Raw genomic sequence first — 20,312 nt, forward strand, 5'->3', positions numbered from 1 at the left:
TGTTCACTCCATTATTAACTTATTTTTTCTCCCATATATTCCGGTTCACAAAGAATGTAACAGCGCAAATCATAGTTATCCCCATGAAATACATCATTTGAAGAGTACTAGAATCTTCATATGTAGTTGGCATTCCTATCGTTACGAAAAAAAAGATAAAAACAATACTAAAAGCTAAAAGCAAATATAATAGTAAAGATATAATATAGCTCAATTTAAAGGGTACAATGATAAATCTAAACAATAACTCTCCAAGAAGACATCCACCTAAAATAATAGGTGCTCCAAAATACAATGTAAGGACTCCCATTTGCGCAGTAGCTTGAATTACATTTCCAAGTATGGTCGAAGTCTCCTCATTAAATCTTTCCATTCTATCATATAAATCAAGTACCGTTAATGAAACAAATAAACTTAATATAGAAAATGAATACGGTATTAAAAATTTCCCCAATCACATTCACCTCACTTTTTTCTTTACATATATTATTAATTATTTTCTATCATTTTTATATAAAAAAATAACCCGTCTTCCATGAAAGACGAGCCATTCCAATTAATTCTCACTTAATCAAGACCAACTAACTTTCTATTCTATAGTATAAATTAGCATAACACAGCAAAAAGAACCCTCTATGATAAAACATAGAGGGAAGAATTTCTATATAAAAACCTATACCTTATCCTGAAGTGAACCCCGAAAACGGGCCACATATTAAATCTGTTCCCTATATTCTTTAGGGAATAGGTGGTTTAGATGTTTTATTAGAAGATAGTATCTTCTTTTTTATAATATTCTTTTGAAATCTCTTCATAAAATGCTGCCGATGTCGCGTAAAAATAAGGCGCTAACCATAAGAAACCGATTCCTATAGTAAGAATACTTAAAATGAACCAGCCAAGGAAACTTAAGCATAGTAAAAAGTAATCCATTTTATGTCCATTCATCATACGGCGACTTTCGGTAATTGCTTGATTCGCTGTGTATTCTGGATGATCATTCAAAATAAAATACGTCATAGAATAAGAAAATGATTTAATAATACCCGGAATAATAAGAAGTAATGTCCATAGCATCAAGTATACATACATTAGTAAATATGTTAAAAATGACTTCATAAACTTACTTCCATCGCTAAACCATCTAAATAAATGACCAATGCGAGCACTAGTCCCACGGATTACATTTAAAACAAGATAATAGGCGCCTATTGTTAACGGACCGATAACAAGCATTGCAATAATATTTACTGTAAGCGAATCACTTGCTTCTTTCCAGCCCCAAAAAATCGAGAAAACACCTGTGATTAGAAGTTCGACAGCTCCAATAAGGATTCCAAGTAATATGGTTACCCCTACCGCTAATCCCCATTTTCCTTTTAATGCATCAAGTGCTTCTCTTTTCAACTGACTTATCATATACAACCTCCTAATACTATTTCTATTTTAGTATACCATTTATATCAAAACTTCCACAAAATTTCTAGAAATAGAAGCGTACTACCTTTTTTCTAATACATATTAATAAATGTGCACTGTAGTTGTACTAATATATGGATTAAACTAAAGAAAGCCTAGTCCGATTTCAAGCTACTCATTTCTCTATAACAAAAAAGCCTGCCTTTCATAATAGGCAAGCCTTTTCAAGTTAATCCTCACTTATTCTCTTCTTATACCAATCCTGCATTCTCTCCGCATCTTCTACTCTTATATGCTCTAGTTTGTAATCTGATGATGCACTAGAGAACTTATACGTACATAAATCCGCTCGGCGCTGGAAATATGATTGTGTCTTTTCAATTGACTGCACGTGTCTTCTTCTGACAAGCCCTGTATATTTCCCAATACTGCGGTAAACAAGTGTAATTTGTTCTCCGTTTACACCGTAACCATTTGTTTTAAATGTTGCATATCCAAGTGTAAAGATGAGGATAGCAAGCGGTAATACAGCCCACATGATGAAATACTTTTCAAAGTATATACTTATTCCAGTAAGCGGGATTGCTAGCATAGCGAAGAAAATAAAACTATCTATTAAGTAGCGGCGTAGTGCCGCTTTTGGTAATGATGTAATGTTCGTATTCAGTTCATATGGTAATTGTAAATGTACAAGTAAATCTTGCACACGATCCTTTCGAATAATCGGATGCAGTGTAACTTTGTCTTTCTCTTCTCCCATTCCCTTACTTTGAATGACTTCTACTTGTACAGCACAATAACCGAACATCTGACGTAAAATACCTTCTTTTATCGTAATACCTTGAATACGGTGTAACTTTAGTACAAGCTCTTTCCTTTCAAGCAAACCTTGAGAAATACGCACTTCATCATTTTTTCGATTTACTGTGAAATTCCCATGTTTTAATGCATAACCAATCGTGGATACAATCCACGAAATGACGAGTAAAATAGCTGCCATGTAAATCCACCCATATACATCATGGTCCATAACATAAGACTCTACCCTGTTTTTAATCCATTTCGGAATGTACTCATCTACTTGATGGTAAACGAAAAATATTAAGGAGAATAGTAATCCAAATTGACCAGATGTAACAGATGCTAATAAAATTTCTTTCAAAGTTAATTTGTACTCTGTCGCTTGCTTTTCCTCTGTAATGACTTCTTTTTCTACTACTTCTTCTAACGTTTCTTCTGCTTTCACTTCTGGAGTTGGCTCATTTAGTAAGGAAATAAGCTCCTTCGCCTCATCTTCCGTAATACCAGCTAGGCTTACTTCTGCATCATCGCCTCCGCCAGCTGTTTCGATTTGAATTTTTTTTAAACCGAGCATTTGATATAACACGTTAGAACTTGTATTAATCGTTTGAACACGTTCTTTATTTAAGTAGCTCTCCTTCTTCACAAAGAGCCCTTGTTTAACATGTAATACGTTATCTTCAACCCAGTATGTTGTGTAATACCATTTTTCAAACGCTGAAAAAACGGTGAGTAAACCGAATGCAGCGGGAATTAAATACCAAAATGGAAACTTTCCATTTAAACTAAACATGAAAATAATTAATGGTATAAAATCTGTTATTTTTAATTCTAATAACATCGTGATTGGATGCTGCCTCTTATACATCCTCATCACTCACTTTCGCTAATTCTGCGATTCTCGTTTTTAACATTTCTGCTTCATACATCGTTAAGCCGGGAATACTATGAGAAGTTGCCGCTGTTGAAATATGTAATTCTGCTAATCCATGTTTTCTCATAATTGGCCCTTGTTCAATCGTAACGTGCTGTACACGAATCATCGGTACTAATACGCGCTTTACAACGAAAAGACCGTGTTGAATTTCAAGCTCTTCTTCATTTAATTGATAGCTATAATAACGTTGACGAAGTTTCGGAAACGTAAAGTAATCAAACGGCGTATATACAATTGTTAATCCGATGAGCACATAGAAAATCCAAGCCCACCAATTAAACTTAATCATAAAGAAAAGATATGCCAAAATGACTATAATACTAATTCCTAGCTCAATTAAGGAACGCGTTTTCCACACCTTGACCATGTCAGGATGAATTTCATTTTTCAATGGCTCCATATAACCACTCCAAATCTAGTAATATAATATACGAATACTCTCAATCTATATTTTACATAACTTTACATAAAATTGAAATTTTATTGTTTATCCTCTTTTTTCTCAGGAATAAAATATCCGAACCAAAGTAGCCAAACTAAACTAATTAATGCAAACCAACCTTTATCCGCTTGAAAAGCTTCAATCATACCTGGAATTTTATACACTCCAATAAACCCCAAAAACCCGAGCCACCAGTTTTTTTGCATTTTCACCTTTATTCCCCCTTCATTACGTTTTTCACATTTTGAATCCAAATTTCTTTATACTTTAAATCGAATCCTATTAATATGTAATTACTCATATTATCAATAACGAGCGCTAACGTATGCGCGTTTTCTTCTGTTGCATGTTGTGACACAACGCCAAGTTCCACACCTTGCTTTAATAAATCGTGGAATCCATTTAAAAACTCTTCTTGTATTTCAAATAAGCGTTTCTGGTACTTTTCATTTCGCGTCGCAGTTACGATAAATTCATTTATGACGCGTAGTATGCCTTCTTGACCTTTATACTCAGACAACATATGTAAACCATCTGCGATTAACTTTTCTGCAAAGTTTTCTTTCGTATATTGTTCTTTATCGAAGTAATTGACAAAATGATATCCAGAAAATATTTCTTCAAATAAAAAATCAACTAGCGCTTCTTTAGACGGAAAATGATAATAAATAGCTGGCTTTGATATGCCTACTTCTTTCGCAATCATTGAAAGACTCATCTTCTCAATACCGTGCTCTGCCATTAGTTTAAATGATGCCTCTACAATGTTCTGCGATGTTTGTAAATTTTTTGTCATACTGTACCTCTTCTTTTTTTTACTTACCGGTCGGTAAGTAAATTGTAAAATGAAAATGAATGATTTGCAAGTTAATTAGAGTTTTTAAAGGAACTTCTTGATGAACCTAGAAAAATATAAAGTAAAAACAACGTATAACAATAAGGGAGCCATTCATATGGGATATGGCGGTAAAGGTGGTAGTGGTAGCCGCGGCGGTGAAGATGGCAAAGATGGTAAGGGCGCTAGTAGTGGGCTTTTATTACTCATTCTGCTCTTTATCGTATTCATTATAATTGGAGCTAGTTATAGTGTGCTTAGCTTCTAAGAAAAGACACAATTCAGTTAGTTATAGTAGCGTAGAAAACTGAAACAGATTACATTTTTCCTTCTTAGGATTTCTCCACCAGTTGCCTGCCAGCTACTAGGCGACTGGACTTTCACCAATAAGGGCACGCATAATAAAAAGCACCGGTTATATTTAACAGCCAGCGCTCTCTATTTTCGGTATTCTTATAATGTTTCATCTATATTTCCAACTCGCATGCGTGGGCGCTCTGTCGCAAACGTAAATCATTATTGATCATCCACAATAATGTACGCTGTTCTGATTGGCCCGTGTACACCTACGACAAGGTTCATTTCAATATCTGCGCTATTTGACGGACCAGAAACGAAATTCACACAAGCCGGCAGTTTTTCTCCCGCTTTATTTTGATCATGAATAAGTTTTGTAGCATGTGTTAATCTTGGTACAATCGTACTTTTAGGAACGATTGCAATATAGGACTCTGGAAGAAGGCTAACATGTCTTCCTTTTAACCCGTCATTAAATAGCACAACGGTTCCTGATTCTGCCAAAGTCATATCACTGAACGTAATGCCAAGGTCAGCAGCTTTCGCAAATTCTATGTCTTCTTCCTTATGTTCTAATCCCCATGTACGAAAATGTGTTGTACCTTCATTTTTGAAACATGGAGTGAGACCATACTCATTAAAGCGCTCATCATTCGAACACATAACTGATTTAATGTTCCATTTTTTTATAAAAGATTGAAATGTTTCAACAAGATTTTCCTTTGTTGTTCGCTTTACTTCTGTATGAATCACTTCGCAGTGCTCCATTAACTTTAATACAAGTTCATCTTGTGTGAGTCCGTCAAATACATTCCACTGCGGGGCAAAAGACCATTTCGGTCTTTTCACTGCTTCTGGACGTTTCCTACCAAGCTTTTCTGATAATTGGAGTAAAAATTCCTCACGATTTTGGATGGCCATCATCGTTCTCCTTTACGTGTTTTTCAAACCACTCTCGAAACGGTTGTTTTTTCGGAACTGGAAAATCTCTCGCGTCCGTCCAAGCTTTTAACGGCCCAATTCCGCGCTCGATCTTATCCCCTTTTGCAAGAGGTTTTAATGCATACGGAGCGCTCTTCGCAGCAAAAGAAAATAGTCTAGGACTCTTCACCGCTTTTTCAAAACCTTTCATAGCCACGTTCCAAGCTACAGGTGATTGTTTTTCTTCTACAATGCGGCTGCGATGTTTAATTAATAAGTCATGTAACGGGATTTTCACTGGACACGCTTCTGTACAAGCACCACAAAGGCTAGATGCATAAGGTAAATCTTTATATTCATCATATCCCCCTAAAAGCGGTGTCAACACAGCTCCAATTGGTCCTGGATAAATAGAGCCATATGCATGTCCACCAATATGCCTGTATACAGGACACACATTAATACATGCCGCGCAACGAATGCACTGAAGGACACTTTGGAATTCTGTTCCTACAATATCGGAACGACCATTATCAACAATGACTAAATGAAATTCCTCAGGTCCATCTGTCCCACCAGGCTCAGTTAACCCTGTAATATAACTTGTTAACTTTTGCCCTACAGAACTTCGGCATAGAAGTGTTACTAAAACATCAAGCTCTTCCCACGTCGGAACAATACGTTCCATCCCCATAACTGTAATCAACGTTTTCGGAAGTGTCGTAGTAAGTCTTGCATTTCCTTCGTTTGCTACGATAGAAATTGACCCAGACTCTGCAACAGCAAAGTTACATCCAGTCACCCCTATATCCGCTGCAAAAAAATCATCACGTAAATAAGATCTTACAAACCTCGCCATTTCCGTAGGATCAGATGTTCCAGTATAATCTAACTTTGTTTTAAATATTTCACAAATGTGTTCTTTATCCTTGTGAAGACACGGAACAACAATATGTGACGGAGGATCGTGGTCGTTCACTTGTAGAATAAATTCAGCAAGATCTGTTTCTAACACTTCCGCTCCAGCTTCTTCAATCGCTTCATTTAAACTAATCTCTTCCGTTACCATAGATTTTGATTTCACAATTTTTTTCGCATTTTTCTTTTTTACAATCCCTTTTACATATTCCCTTGCGTCTTCTGCAGTCTTTGCAAAATAAACAAAACCACCGTTTTTTTCAATATTTTCACTCAGTTGATATAAATAATAATCCAGGTTTTCTAATGTATGCTTTCGAATTTCTTCTCCTAAAGCTCGCCATTCCTCCCAATTCCCAAGACTCTCAGTAGCTTTTAATTTCTTGATTCTAAGACCATCTTGCGCTTTCCTAACAGCCTGTCGCATAAATTGATCCCCGATGCCTGTTTCAGTACGCTTATGAAAGGGATCGTTCCCAATTTTCATTCCCATCTCTATATCCCCCTCTTATTTTCGATCTTCATTTAATACTTGAGCAATATGTTTTACATCAATTGGATAACCATTACGTGTTAAACGTCCCTTTATATTCATTAAGCAGCTACAATCCATCCCAATTAACACTTCCGCACCGGTTTCCATAATATGCTTTACTTTTTCCTCAACCATTTGCTCAGAAATTTCTGGCATTTTCACTGAGAATGTACCCCCGAATCCGCAGCAATCATAATTATGCGGTAGTGAAACAACTTCCAGTCCCTTTACACATTTTAATAATTTTTGCGGCGGTTCCTTAATCCCCATTAATCGGCTCATATGACAAGATGTATGAACCGTTGCTTTTTTATGAAGCTCCGCACCTAAGTCTTCTTTCCCTAATACTTCAACAAGAAATTGCGTGAACTCATATGTTTTATTTGCAAGTTCAGTAGCTTTTTTCTTCCACTCCGCTTCACTTTCAGAAAATAAGCTAGAAAACTCGTGAACCATCATAGCGCAAGACCCTGATGGTGCCACAACATATTCTGAACTAGCAAAGGCTTCAATCATATGTTTTGCAGCTGTTTTTGTTTCTTTAACATACCCGCTATTATAAGCAGGTTGTCCGCAGCACGTTTGATTTTTAGGAAAATCAACTTCACACCCTAAATCTTCAAGAATTTCCACAACATCTCTTCCTACTTCTGGATAAAAAACATCTGCAACACAAGTGATAAATATTGATACTTTCATATTTTGCACCCCTAAATACAGTAAAGTAAGCTCAAGTAACTTTATAACCAAATATCCTTTATCTGTATATTATTGGTAATAATTTTAAAAATATGAATAGAAATAGCAAAAAACATCCTAAATTACACATTTAGGATGTTTTTTGTTAAGCAAATCAATTTCTATTAAGCAAGCGCATACGATAACAATTCATCGTCACTTCCCCAAGCCTTTGCAGTAATTGATAGTTCGCATATGCACCGACCGGGGCACCGATTATCGGGACGAGCTGAAGCATTTTTGCTAAATCTATATAGTCTCGGTATTCTGTTTGGAACTTTTCCCAGTCCATATGATTTTCTTCTTCTGTATCCCACGTTTCAATTGCTTTCCATACTTCTTTTCTATAGTCATCACTCGAAAAAGCAAGTTGGAAAACGTGAAGGATAAAAAGGCGTTCTTCTTTTTTACTCGTATCAAATCCGTACAATGTTGCTGCATCAAATAAAAATTTTATTTTAATGGTAAGTAGAAGCGGAAAATCAGCAAGGCCGAGGAGAATACCACCTGCTCCTGTTCCGGCCCCTTCTGCCGCTGCGACTTTTTTGTACTCATCCATTTTTTTACGTACTTCATCGTCTCGTCTTTGCAGTGACCAGTTCGTTTCTTTTAGCTTCGGTTTTATGAAGTTTGATCCAGCACTAATTGTTTGTACCATCATCCGAATCGTTTCTGTTAGTACCCTTTGTACTTTCGCGGGCACTAGCTGCTGCACTTTCACCTGCACTTTTTTAGAGAACCGTGTCATCATAGAAGAATCTTTCAAGAATGTAGCTTTCCACTGCTCCAATTCTTTTATAACCTTCTCTTCATATGTAATCATAGGTTCATTCCTTTCAGTTTAAACGCTCAATGCGCTTTGCACCGTATTGATAAACGAAACCAATACTAAATAATATGCTTACGACAAATAAAATGCCGGTCATCATGAAATCTTTCGTCGCAAATGCAAATATAACTGTAAACACAACGCTACCGATGATGAGAATCGCATTTAATAAAGTAAGAAAATCTTTCTTCTTCTCATCTCCCCCTACTGGATATAAATCAAGCCAAATTTTCATGCGGTGATGTTTCCAAAGGGTTAATAGCTGATAGCCGATTAAGTATAAGAAAATAAGACTTACGATAAAGCGTCCATATAAAAATGGGATGAAGTAAAGAATAATCCCGCCAAGAGCGAGTAAACGCGCATATAATCCGAAATAGTTACCTGATCTTAAAAATGTTCTCGTATATAAGTATAAATATGTACGTTTCTCACCGATCATCGAAAGAATGAAATCAAGCCATTTTCGGCGTGATACTCTCTCTTTTAACGCTGGTACATCAACGAACATATTCGCAATGCGGTACAGCAGCATCATTTTTTTACCTTCTTCAGAAATTAAATACTCCCAGTTTAGCGGCTTTCCCTTCACCTTTTGATGCATAACAGCAAGGTATAGCGCCATTAAAAAGACAATTACACCGGTAAAAATGACTGAAGTACGTTCTACAAGGAAGTACACAAATAAGCCGTTTAAGATAAAACGAATGAACCAATCTGCTTTTTGAACGCTTTGATCTGTTAAAAATGATTTTTCCCACGCTACGAATAAATTCCACGCCTTTACAATGACAAACGCGATTACAATCCATATGTAAGCCGCTCCTGTTTGTTTCATTTGCTGGAAGTATAACGGGGCAAGCGCAGCTGCTACCATTGCGATTATGTATAACTGAATCATAAACGTAAAGAGAAATGCCTTTGTAAAGTAAGGCTTTAACTTTTCTTCAACTGGCAGTAAATAAACGAGGTCCGCTTCTTTTAATAACGTTTGTATGGATCCGGCTGTTAATACGAGGCCAAGTAAGACTGCCATAACAATCGCTGTCGGAAACGAAGGTGTTAACGTTTGTAACCATTGCTGGTAATAATACGCTCCTGCGCCGATGATAAATACGAAAATAAATTTCAAATGATCATTAAATACGTATTTACTATATGTACGAACTTCTTTTAGAAAGTGCCGAAATCGTTCTTTCCATAACGCTGTGCTATTCATAATCTTCTTCCTTTGTTAATGCAATGTAAATATCATCTAACGTTGCACCAGGCATATTAAATTGTGATTGAAGTTCTGATAATGTTCCCATCGCTCTCACTTCACCTTGATGCAAAATAATGAATGAATCACAATAGCGCTCTGCTGTCGCTAAAATATGTGTACTCATTAAGATGCCCGCACCACTCTTTTTCATTTGATCCATCATTTGAAGGAGTGATTGAATCGCTAACGGATCAAGACCAACGAAAGGTTCGTCCACAATGTAAAGAGATGGTTCAACTAAAAATGCACTCATAATCATCACTTTTTGTTTCATCCCTTTTGAGAAATGAGACGGAAACCATTTTAAACGATTTTTCATGCGAAACTCTTGTAATAATTGTCCTACGCGTTCTTCATATTGTTTTTCATCTACACCGTACGCCATCGCTGTCAATTTCAAATGTTCTTCTAACGTTAACTCATCATATAATACTGGCGTTTCTGGAATGAAGGAGAAACTAGAACGGTACGCTGTCATATCATCACGAATTGTTTTCCCATTAATTGTGACAGTTCCTTTTTTCGGCTCCATTAAACCGATGATATGTTTAATTGTCGTACTTTTCCCAGCTCCATTTAAACCGATTAAGCCGACAAGTTCGCCTTTATTAACAGAGAACGAAACATTTTGCAGTACAGGTCGTTTCGTATATCCTCCTGTAACATTTTCTACACGCAATAACTCGCTCATACGACACCACTTTCTTCATTTATATTCATTCTCTTTTGTAAGAAATGTATATATTCATCTTACCAAAAATCATGGTGCACTACATAGTATCGATGCCTTCAAAAAAAATTTTAAATTTTTTGGCATATATTTTTACGAAAGCGGACATCATAATTAGTGAAGAAGGAACACATTGAAAAAGCAACCACCAATTGATGAGTACAACAACACAGTGAAGTCATCATGAAATGGGGTGTCCATGTTGGACAAAGAAATTTACACATAACCAGATCATTTGTTTCATTTTCGAAACGGGGTGTCTCCGAAAGAGCATATACTGTTTTAAAAAATAAACAATTTCATTTTAAAAAAAGATTGCAATTCATTTCACTTGAAAATGGGGTGTCTACGGCAGAAACTTTAGCCGATTTACCGTGCATTTCTTAAATAAATGAGGTGTCTGCGAACCGTAAATTATAAAAAATGCTTTTTCAATCCCTCTTCAGAAAACAGGAAGCTGAGTCAGCTTCCTGTTTTTCGTGTTTGTTCTCCTATGTAATTATGGTAAAATACGGCTAAGGCTATTTGAAAGGATGAGATCGATGAATCATACAGCGGACAATTGTATTTTTTGTAAAATCATTGACGGGCAAATCCCTTGCTCAAAAGTATACGAAGATGAACATGTACTCGCATTTTTAGATATTAGTCAAGTAACAAAAGGACATACTCTTGTTATTCCGAAAGTACACAAACAAGACATTTTTGCGTTAACGCCAGAAATCGCATCACATATTTTTGCTGTCGTTCCAAAAATCGCAAATGCAATGAAAGCAGAATTTAATCCAGTTGGTTTCAACCTACTTAACAATAACGGCGAGAAAGCTGGACAAACTGTATTCCACTTCCACCTTCATTTAATTCCACGCTACGGTGAAAACGATGGTTTCGGTGCTGTTTGGAAATCACACCAAAATGAATACACAATGGAAAATTTACAAAACATCGCAAGTACAATTGCAAATGGTGTGAAATAGTGCCACTATAATAAGAAGTAATACATAACAAACCGATTCCTCTGGCATTTATTGCATGGCTTGTTTCTTCACAAAAAATGCCGGGGGTATGATTTTTTGTGCATAGCATGTACAAGAGAGAAAAGCTCACTTTTCTTCCCCTTGTCTTAAAGATATGCACACTTTTATACATCATGAATACGAACGAAAAATAAGGAGGTTTCCTTTTATGTCAAAAGCTAAATCCTTTATTACAGGTGTACTTTGCGGCGGAGCAGTTGCTGGACTAGCCGTTCTTTTCTCAACTCCTTCTTCTGGTAAAGCTATGCGCGGTAAGCTGAAAGAAAAAGGGACTGATATTAAAAAGACATTAGCTGATATTACAGCTGATACAAAGTTATTAAAGCGTCAAATCGTTGAAACTGCTTCAGAAGGTAAAGAAGTATTCCAAGAACTAAAAGACGATATGCATGACACTCTTTCTAACTGGAAACAAGATATTTCTCAAAACAAACGACATATTGAAAAAGAAATTTTAGACATTCAAAAGTCAATTGAGAAACTACAAGAAGCCGTTCCAGAAAGAGCGTAAACATATTCCTGCTTAGTTTTTTGCATATAACAAATATTTTTCATACGAATTGACCTTAACACGGCATATCACATAGATATGCCGTGTTTTTATGCATTTACAATATATGTTATCCCTTAACATGTAAAGACAACACATGTATTCTCGACTCATAAAACGCTTCCAGAGTTATGCATGATTTGTATAGAATATCGTTTTTCCGAAAAATTTTCACAATTCTCACAAAAAGACTTTATTAATTTTTATTTTACTGGCATAATAGATAATAATGAAAAAAGAATGTTAAAGTGGGTGAGTAAATGAAAAGTGGAGAAAAAAATTACTCGGTAAAAGAAGCGATGATTTTCAGCCAACGTATTGCTCAATTATCGAAAGCGTTATGGAAATGCGTAGAGAAAGATTGGCAACAATGGATTAAACCTTACGATTTAAACATTAACGAGCATCATATTTTATCAATCGCTTATCATTTAAAAGGGGCTTCTATTTCTGAGATTGCTAAGTTTGGAGTTATGCACGTATCAACGGCGTTTAACTTCTCTAAAAAGCTAGAAGAACGCGGCTATCTTGTATTCTCTAAAAAAGAAGATGATAAACGAAATACGTACATTGAAATTACAGACAAAGGGGAAGAATTACTACTTCGCTTAATGGAGGAGTATGACCCTGAAAATAATTCTGTTTTTAATGGGGCACTTGAACTTCGTAATTTTTACGGTAAGTTCCCAGAAAATATCGAACTTATTGCGATCCTTCGCAATATTTACGGACAGGACTTCATCGATATTTTTGAGAAATCATTAGAGAATATTGAGGAGAACTTTACGGAGACCGATCAAAAATTAGTTAAGAAATAATCTATTTATCCTTTTGCAATCATGCGTAAGAATTCATTCATAAGTGGCACAAATAAGCCCTGTTTTGCTAGCGCTTCCGCAGTTTCGTGTACTTCGAGCTGATGTGGAAGCGCTTTTTCAAATTGATCTAATAGCGCATCAAACAATAGAAGCCCTTCTGCTTTCTCCACTACATATTGTTCGTTCAGCTTTTCACAAAGTTTTATTATACGTTCAATGTCTTTTTTACAAGCTTTTTTCTTTATGATTAAAGAATAAAATGGACACTTTTCTTCATCAATCATTTTAAATAGTAGGTCTACGTAGTATTCAGCTTGTTCTAGTCTTCTTACAACGTCCATTTTCTCCCTCGCTTCCTAACACAAAGTCTTCTATTTCTGAATTTTGTAACACGAACAAAATATCGTATGATACAATATATAAAGTATATGTATTTTAGCCAAAAGGAGGTCTCGCCTCATGACTCTTATAACCGTTGTTTTTGTCGCATTCGCACTTCTTGTTATATTTTACACGAATTTCATGACACATACACTGTGTGAGCGAAAACAAATATCTGCGAGCCGCCAGCCCGGTGTCTTTCGAGTTATTAATGTATGTATTACCATTCTATTAATTTCTAGTTATACAGAAATTATATTTCATGGAAAGTGAGGAAGGAAAGCCCCTTCCTCATTTTTTTCCTCTATAAGCAAATTATACCTACTATAACTAATAAAATAAACAGTACAAGTAATAAAATAAGTTTTGAATTCATCCCCCATCCCCTCCTATTTTCTGTATATGCGACATGCGCCCAATATGGTACCCTTTCAAAATCTGACACAAACTGGTTAAAATTTCTTTATCCCGCATTAACGGGCAGTAGGCAAAATGAAGTAAAACCTAATGAAACTGCCCGTTAATGCCCGATTCGTTCAACTAATAATCCTTTGGGACACTTCACCCAAAGGATTAAAGTTTCACTTTATCAATAGGAAAACCCGTCGAAATATGATATATTAAATTTTGTACATATTGCTTATACTATGAAATAAACGACACGCATCTAAACTTTATCCTAAAGCCTCGGTAAGCCCTGTTAAGCGTGCTTTTACATATTAAAAAAGCAAAGACATCAGTGAGACTTAATCAGGTTCTTATGAACGAAAATAACCTATCATAAGGCGTTTCTTCATTTGTACGGGATAAATTAAAAATACATAATAGTAGGAGTGTTTATTGAATGAAGAAAGCTATGCTTGCCTTAGCCGCTACAAGTGTAATCGCATTATCAGCATGTGGAACATCATCATCATCATCAGACAAAATTGTTACATCTAAAGCTGGTGACATTACAAAAGAAGAGTTCTACACTCAAATGAAACAAACAGCTGGTAAACAAGTACTAAATAACATGGTTATGGAAAAAGTACTTATTAAAAACTACAAAGTCGATGACAAAGAAGTAGACAAAAAGTACGATGAAATGAAAAAGCAAGTCGGTGACCAATTCGATACACTAATGAAACAACAAGGCCTTAAAGAAGAAACAGTCAAAAATGGTGTTCGCGCTTCATTAGCTCAAGAAAAAGCTATTGAAAAAACAATCACTGATAAAGAACTAAAAGAAAACTACAAGCCTGAAATTAAAGCAAGCCACATTCTTGTAAAAGATGAAGCTACTGCGAAAAAGGTTAAAGAAGAGCTTGGACAAGGTAAATCTTTCGAAGATTTAGCGAAACAATACTCTGAAGATACTGGTTCAAAAGAAAAAGGCGGAGACCTTGGCTACTTTACAGCTGGTAAAATGGTTAAAGAATTCGAAGATGCTGCTTATAAAATGAAGAAAGATGAAGTAAGCGAACCTGTAAAATCACAATTCGGTTACCACATCATTAAAGTAACAGATATTAAAGAACAAAAACCATTTGATGAAGTAAAAGGCGACATCAAAAAAGACCTTGTTCAAAAGAAATCACAAGATGCTCAATTTATGAACGATCTTATGATGAAAGAAATCAAAAAAGCTGACGTAAAAGTTGACGATAAAGATTTAAAAAATCTTTTCGAAGAGCCAAAAGCTGACGATAAAAAAGACGAAAAGAAATAATGAAGTGAAAAAAGCTTGGGAATATCCCAAGCTTTTTTATTTTGTAGTAGTTTTTTTGCCGATAAATCGATATACTCCCCCACCTTACTCCATTCAACACAAAAAAACCTTGATTCGCGCAGAACGAAACCAAGGTTTATCTCATTATCATTGATTAAATTAAAAAACTATGTTAAATTAGTACAGAAACGCATTCATCAAAAACAAGAGAATGTATTTATCCGTATCTTAATTGTACACCAAAACACATCTTCAGTCAACCTCTATTTTTCACTTTTAAAGGAGTGCTTACGTATGAACAAAAAACTTGATCAAGAGCAAAAACGATTGGATAACGTAATAGAAACGATTACGGAGCAAATTGATAAACTGAAAAGCGAAACTGGCAGACGCCGGGCAGAAGTAATCAACATTCGTAAACACTTCTGGGATGATGTAAAAGTTAACACTGATACTTTTGACGATTATCTTGAAACAGTTATCAACTTAAGACAACAAGCTCAGTCACTAGCCGTAACACAAATTACCCATAAGCACACCTTTAATCGACTTGCCGCACTAAGGCGTATGCATAAAGCACCTTACTTCGGACGAATCGATTTCAAAGAAGAAGGAGAATCTAGTGCAGAACAAATTTATATCGGCGTTGCTACACTTACCGATGCAAGCGGAGAAAACTTTCTTATATACGATTGGCGCGCACCAATTTCAAGTGTCTACTACGATTATCCACCAGGACCAGCTGAGTACAGTACACCAGGAGGCGTAATCCGCGGCAATGTGGAGAAGAAATTACAATATATTATTCAGGGCGGCACGATCGATTCAATGTTCGATACGAGTCTCACAATTGGAGATGAAATCCTACAACAAGCGCTCGGAAAAGGAACAAACAAACATATGCAAAGTATTGTTGCTACTATCCAGCGCGAGCAAAATGAGATTATCCGTCACGATGAAGGGCGACTACTTATCGTTCAAGGAGCTGCTGGTAGCGGTAAAACATCAGCTGCCCTGCAGCGAATCGCCTACTTACTATATAAATATCGCGAATGGCTAAAAGCAGATCAAATCATTCTCTTCTCCCCTAACTCCATGTTCAACAGCTACGTGTCTAACGTATTGCCAGAACTCGGTGAAGAGAATATGCAGCAAGTTACATTCCAGGAATATTTAAACCATAGACTAAGCAAGTCATTTGACGTTGAAGACCCTTATGAGCAATTAGAATATATGCTAACTGAAACGAATAGCCCTGCTTATAAAGCTCGAAATGCGAGCATTCGATTTAAAGCATCCACCCAATTTTTCGAGACAATTAGGATGTACAGACAATCTCTAGAATCGTCCGGTATGTTGTTTAGAGGAATGAAATTTAGAGGAAAACCAATTGCCTCTGCTAAACAAATTACAGAACAATTTTACAATACCGATCCCTCCCTCCGCTTCCATAATCGAATTGAGAAGTTAACGGAGTGGCTAAATAAACAAATAGATGAACTTGAAAAAAGCGAACGGACGAAACCTTGGGTGCAAGAAGAAATTGAACTGCTTAGTAAAGATGAATATCAAAAAGCTTATAATTACTTACAGAAAAAAGGAGAGTTTGCAGAAAACTCATTTGACGATTACGAAAGTGAAAATAAAGTACTTAGCCGTATGATTATCCGTAAAAAGTTAAAACCGCTGCGTAAAGGCGTTCAAACGCTACGTTTCATCAATTTCACAGGAATATATAAACAGCTCTTCACAGATTCATCATGGGTTACTGGCGAAAAACCTAAAGAATGGGACGACATTTGTTCACTAACTTTGAACATGTTAGATGAAGGAAAGCTACATTACGAAGATGCGACTCCATTTTTGCTTTTAAAAGAATTAATTGAAGGCTTCCAAACAAACAGATCCATTAAACACGTACTCGTAGATGAAGCACAAGATTATTCTCCGTTTCAGTTCGAGTTTTTAAAACGATTATTCCCTGCCGCAAAAATGACTGTGCTCGGAGACTTTAATCAAGCAATATTCGCCCATGCTAGTGAAACAGTTGATTTCCATACACTTACTAGCTTATACGGGCCTGATGAAACAAACGGCATCAACTTAACTCGTAGCTATCGCTCAACAAAACCGATTATTGAATTCACACGATATCTCGTACCTGAAGGAAAGAACATTAACGCCTTTGAACGTGACGGTGAGAAACCTACAGTGACTAGAGTTTCTGATTACAGCGAACTGCACGACCGTATTACTTCCAAAGTCGCTGAATTACAAAAACAACAGCACAATACGATCGCAATTATATGTAAATCCGCAGCAGAAAGCGCCGCTGCATACGAGGCACTCAGTCATATCGAGAATATTAAACTTGTGAAAAGTAACTCGGCCGAGTACGAGCAAGGTATTGTCGTTATCCCTGCTTACTTAGCGAAGGGTATCGAATTTGACGCTGTCATTATTTACAATGCAAACGATGAAGTATACCAAGATAAGAGCCTTCGTAGATTGTTCTACACTGCTTGTACGCGCGCAATGCATGAGTTACAGCTTTATAGCGTTGGTGAGGTTAGTCCTTTTGTGATGGGGGCTGATTTGGAGAGTTTTGAACTTATTACACCTTGATATTAATCAAGGTGTTTCTTTTTTATGCAGGACTTACAACTAAAAAATAGAATATATCATTTTAGAAAAAAATAAGGAGTGAAAAGATGAATCATTATTTCATTGCTATTTATGACGGTGAGTTTTCTACCGAAAAATTACATACCATTTTACAATCTAATCCCACTTTTACCGAACTAAACGTCCGCACCGTTTCAATCTCATCATCAAGACCTTTCACCTTATTAGTTGGTGAAGAACACGATACACTCACAACTGGACTTACAGACAAATACCACTTATTAACGAAAGAATTACAAGCACTTGAACAGCAAGAGAAGTACTATTACGTATACGATTATAAAATTAGAAAGACCATCGAGAATCCTACCCAAAAATGCTTTCCATTAGCCAAAATTAATGTAAGTGTTACGAAATTCCATAAGATGATTCAAAAAGTAAAAGACTTAAAACGACCTGTATTTGCCGGCTATAATATCTCTTTTCATGACTCGGACATACTTACAATTGATGTACTTCTTTCTTCTCATTTATTGGATCCTAACACTTCTGAAAAAGATGCGGAAGAATACTTATATTTATAACAGTTAGCCGAAGCTCTCTCTCGTTCTGAATTATGTACTTCTATTGAAGCGAGTTCACTTATTTAAATACAACAAGAGGGTTATTTGTCATAACCCTCTACATACTATCTATTATTTACGTTTGTAATTAAAAAACCACCTAAAGGCTCCCCTTCAGGTGGTTCGCTATTTTACGCTAACGCCGCCGCTTGTTCTTGCTGATCTACAGGAATTACAGCGTCTGTTAATGCTTTTTCTAGTTCAGCTGTGTATTTCATTTGCTCTTCTTTGCTCCAGCCTAGTTTTGCAGCCATGTAGTTGATTACTGCTTCTTTCCACTCGTATACCCAGTGGATGTTGAAGAATACAGCGCCTCTGCGGCGTACGAAGAAGTCAACTGGTTTCGCTGTCATTTCGTAATCCATTGCGTATACAAGTGGGATTAGAACGTCTAGCGGCATGTTGTATTCTTTCGCTTCGTCTTTATGTTTTTTCGCTAAGTCAAACAATACGTCAACGTTAGAGCCGTAGAATTTCGCGAACTCTTCCGCTTGCGCTGTCGTTAAACCGTATTTCGTACCTTCGCCTGCTTTTTTCGCGATAAATGCTGAGAATCCGTGTGAACCACTTACATGACCACCAGAGATTGGCATATGTTTCGTATCGCTCTTCGGATATACGCTATGTCCTTCTTTTTGTAATAGATTCGTTACGTAGTCTATTACCATTTCAGCCATTTTGCGGTATCCTGTTAATTTTCCACCTGCGATTGTAATTAAACCAGATTCAGAAGTCCAAATTTCATCTTTACGAGAAATTTCAGATGCATTCTTACCTTCTTCATAAATTAACGGACGTACACCAGCCCAGCTTGATTCAACGTCTTTCTCCGTAATTTTCACGCTTGGGAACATGTAATTAATCGCATTAATGATATATGTGCGATCTTCTGTTGTCATGTGCGGTACAGCTGCGTCTTTATCATAGAACGTATCTGTTGTACCTACGTACGTTTTTCCTTCGCGAGGAATCGCGAACACCATACGTTTATCTGGTGTATCAAAGTAAATCGCTTGACCTAATGGGAAACGTTTTTGATCAATTACTAAATGCACACCTTTTGATAACTGAAGTACTTTCCCTTTTTTAGAGTTATCTTTTTCACGAAGTGTATCTACCCAAGGACCAGCTGCATTTACAATTTTCTTACCGTAAACTTCATACACTTCTCCGTCTAGTAAATCGATTACACGTACACCGCATACTTTTCCATCTTTATATAAGAAACTGTCTACTTTTGCGTAGTTAACAGCTTTCGCACCGTGTTCAATTGCTTCTTTCATTACTTCAATTGTAAGACGCGCATCGTCTGTACGATATTCTACGTAGTAACCGCCGCCCTTTAATCCTTCTTGTTTTACAAGAGGCTCTTTATTCAATGTTTCTTCACGGTTAAACATCTTTCTGCGCTCGCTTCGTTTTACACCTGCTAAGAAGTCGTATACACGAAGACCAATTGATGTACTAAATGACCCGAACGTGCCGCCTGTATGGAACGGAAGTAACATCCACTCTGGTGTCGTTACATGGGGACCGTTCTCATATACGATCGCACGCTCTTTCCCCACCTCTGCTACCATTTTCACTTCAAGTTGTTTTAAATAACGTAAACCGCCGTGTACAAGTTTCGTTGAACGACTTGATGTACCTGCTGCAAAGTCCTGCATTTCAAACACAATCGTTGATAAACCGCGTGTTGCCCCATCTAATGCAATACCAGAACCAGTAATACCTCCACCAATTACGATCACATCTAACTCTTGTTTATTTACTCCGTTTAATACGTCTTTACGTTGTTTACTTGAAAATTTCATGGTAATTCCTCCCTTTGATAACGAAAAAAGAGACCACGAACTCCGCTATAGATTTCGCCTCTATAGCGTGTTGTGGTCTCTCCAAAT

General features: G+C 36.5%; 21 protein-coding genes and 1 pseudogene. 8 read left to right on the top strand and 14 right to left on the bottom strand.

What is annotated here, in order from left to right; all coding sequences use genetic code 11:
- Positions 1-19 precede the first annotated feature (19 nt).
- The 6 genes from MR071_RS20320 to MR071_RS20345 all read right to left on the bottom strand — a co-directional run bounded on the left by MR071_RS20320 (position 20) and on the right by MR071_RS20345 (position 4,395).
- Positions 20-454, bottom strand: coding sequence for a hypothetical protein (locus tag MR071_RS20320; RefSeq protein WP_242237689.1), 435 nt, complete (start codon positions 452-454; stop codon positions 20-22).
- A gap of 311 nt (positions 455-765) precedes the next feature.
- Positions 766-1,419: a DUF975 family protein gene (locus MR071_RS20325; protein WP_242237692.1), complete on the bottom strand. Its 654-nt coding sequence runs from the start codon at positions 1,417-1,419 to the stop codon at positions 766-768.
- 229 nt (positions 1,420-1,648) lie between these two features.
- On the bottom strand, positions 1,649-3,088 hold the full coding sequence (locus tag MR071_RS20330; RefSeq protein ID WP_242237693.1) for a PH domain-containing protein: 1,440 nt from the start codon (positions 3,086-3,088) through the stop codon (positions 1,649-1,651).
- A complete protein-coding gene (locus tag MR071_RS20335; protein WP_002201475.1) occupies positions 3,081-3,557 on the bottom strand; it encodes a PH domain-containing protein in 477 nt (158 codons plus the stop codon). Before MR071_RS20335 ends, MR071_RS20330 begins: the two co-directional genes overlap by 8 nt.
- 80 nt (positions 3,558-3,637) lie before the next feature.
- On the bottom strand, positions 3,638-3,811 hold the full coding sequence (locus MR071_RS20340) for a hypothetical protein (RefSeq protein WP_181149522.1): 174 nt from the start codon (positions 3,809-3,811) through the stop codon (positions 3,638-3,640).
- 2 nt (positions 3,812-3,813) lie between these two features.
- Positions 3,814-4,395, bottom strand: coding sequence for a TetR/AcrR family transcriptional regulator (locus MR071_RS20345; RefSeq protein WP_105586552.1), 582 nt, complete (start codon positions 4,393-4,395; stop codon positions 3,814-3,816).
- A gap of 100 nt (positions 4,396-4,495) precedes the next feature.
- Between MR071_RS20345 and MR071_RS20350 the strand changes: the two genes are divergently transcribed.
- Positions 4,496-4,702: a sporulation protein YjcZ gene (locus tag MR071_RS20350; RefSeq protein WP_242237696.1), complete on the top strand. Its 207-nt coding sequence runs from the start codon at positions 4,496-4,498 to the stop codon at positions 4,700-4,702.
- A 248-nt stretch (positions 4,703-4,950) separates the two neighbouring features.
- Here the strand turns inward: MR071_RS20350 and MR071_RS20355 are convergent, their stop codons facing one another.
- From MR071_RS20355 to ecsA, 6 genes are all read right to left on the bottom strand, one after another.
- Positions 4,951-5,652 (bottom strand): LutC/YkgG family protein, encoded by a 702-nt coding sequence (locus MR071_RS20355; protein WP_242237698.1) that lies wholly within the window; start codon positions 5,650-5,652, stop codon positions 4,951-4,953.
- Complete coding sequence (locus MR071_RS20360) at positions 5,633-7,063, bottom strand: LutB/LldF family L-lactate oxidation iron-sulfur protein (RefSeq protein ID WP_105586549.1); 1,431 nt, start codon at positions 7,061-7,063, stop codon at positions 5,633-5,635. Before MR071_RS20360 ends, MR071_RS20355 begins: the two co-directional genes overlap by 20 nt.
- 15 nt (positions 7,064-7,078) lie before the next feature.
- Entirely contained in the window at positions 7,079-7,804 is a 726-nt protein-coding gene (locus MR071_RS20365; protein ID WP_105586548.1) for a (Fe-S)-binding protein, read from the bottom strand.
- Positions 7,805-7,958: 154 nt separating this feature from the next.
- A complete protein-coding gene (gene ecsC, locus MR071_RS20370) occupies positions 7,959-8,666 on the bottom strand; it encodes an ecs operon protein EcsC (protein WP_242237700.1) in 708 nt (235 codons plus the stop codon).
- A 13-nt stretch (positions 8,667-8,679) separates the two neighbouring features.
- Positions 8,680-9,891 carry an ABC transporter permease gene (locus tag MR071_RS20375; protein WP_242237703.1) on the bottom strand — a complete coding sequence of 404 codons (1,212 nt, stop codon included), beginning with the start codon at positions 9,889-9,891 and terminating at the stop codon, positions 8,680-8,682.
- Positions 9,884-10,627 (bottom strand): ABC transporter ATP-binding protein EcsA, encoded by a 744-nt coding sequence (gene ecsA, locus MR071_RS20380; protein WP_105586545.1) that lies wholly within the window; start codon positions 10,625-10,627, stop codon positions 9,884-9,886. The genes MR071_RS20375 and ecsA overlap by 8 nt, the downstream gene beginning before the upstream one ends.
- A 581-nt stretch (positions 10,628-11,208) precedes the next feature.
- On the opposite strand from ecsA, the gene MR071_RS20385 reads away from it, so the two are divergent.
- The 3 genes from MR071_RS20385 (at position 11,209) to MR071_RS20395 (ending at position 13,071) form a co-directional block, all read left to right on the top strand.
- Positions 11,209-11,643 (top strand): HIT family protein, encoded by a 435-nt coding sequence (locus MR071_RS20385; protein WP_242237705.1) that lies wholly within the window; start codon positions 11,209-11,211, stop codon positions 11,641-11,643.
- A gap of 208 nt (positions 11,644-11,851) precedes the next feature.
- Complete coding sequence (locus MR071_RS20390) at positions 11,852-12,214, top strand: YtxH domain-containing protein (RefSeq protein WP_242237706.1); 363 nt, start codon at positions 11,852-11,854, stop codon at positions 12,212-12,214.
- Positions 12,215-12,513: 299 nt separating this feature from the next.
- Positions 12,514-13,071 carry an HTH-type transcriptional regulator Hpr gene (locus MR071_RS20395; RefSeq protein WP_002011118.1) on the top strand — a complete coding sequence of 186 codons (558 nt, stop codon included), beginning with the start codon at positions 12,514-12,516 and terminating at the stop codon, positions 13,069-13,071.
- Between the two features lie 5 nt (positions 13,072-13,076).
- On the opposite strand, the gene MR071_RS20400 is transcribed toward MR071_RS20395, so the two are convergent.
- Complete coding sequence (locus MR071_RS20400) at positions 13,077-13,412, bottom strand: DUF1878 family protein (RefSeq protein ID WP_242237708.1); 336 nt, start codon at positions 13,410-13,412, stop codon at positions 13,077-13,079.
- A gap of 118 nt (positions 13,413-13,530) precedes the next feature.
- Here MR071_RS20400 and MR071_RS20405 point away from each other — a divergent pair, with 118 nt between their 5' ends.
- The 4 genes and pseudogenes from MR071_RS20405 (at position 13,531) to MR071_RS20420 (ending at position 18,438) form a co-directional block, all read left to right on the top strand.
- Positions 13,531-13,725: a hypothetical protein gene (locus MR071_RS20405; protein WP_242237710.1), complete on the top strand. Its 195-nt coding sequence runs from the start codon at positions 13,531-13,533 to the stop codon at positions 13,723-13,725.
- A 571-nt stretch (positions 13,726-14,296) separates the two neighbouring features.
- Positions 14,297-15,163, top strand: a complete 867-nt coding sequence (prsA, locus tag MR071_RS20410; RefSeq protein WP_242237715.1) for a peptidylprolyl isomerase PrsA — start codon at positions 14,297-14,299, stop codon at positions 15,161-15,163.
- A 294-nt stretch (positions 15,164-15,457) separates the two neighbouring features.
- On the top strand, positions 15,458-17,788 hold the full coding sequence (helD, locus tag MR071_RS20415) for an RNA polymerase recycling motor HelD (RefSeq protein WP_242237717.1): 2,331 nt from the start codon (positions 15,458-15,460) through the stop codon (positions 17,786-17,788).
- Between the two features lie 86 nt (positions 17,789-17,874).
- Positions 17,875-18,438: pseudogene (locus MR071_RS20420) on the top strand (hypothetical protein).
- Positions 18,439-18,542: 104 nt separating this feature from the next.
- On the opposite strand, the gene glpD reads toward MR071_RS20420, so the two are convergent.
- Positions 18,543-20,225: an aerobic glycerol-3-phosphate dehydrogenase gene (gene glpD, locus MR071_RS20425; protein ID WP_242237719.1), complete on the bottom strand. Its 1,683-nt coding sequence runs from the start codon at positions 20,223-20,225 to the stop codon at positions 18,543-18,545.
- Positions 20,226-20,312 lie beyond the last annotated feature (87 nt).

The organism is Bacillus cereus group sp. BfR-BA-01316 (assembly GCF_022664195.1).
In the GTDB taxonomy this organism is placed as follows: domain Bacteria; phylum Bacillota; class Bacilli; order Bacillales; family Bacillaceae_G; genus Bacillus_A.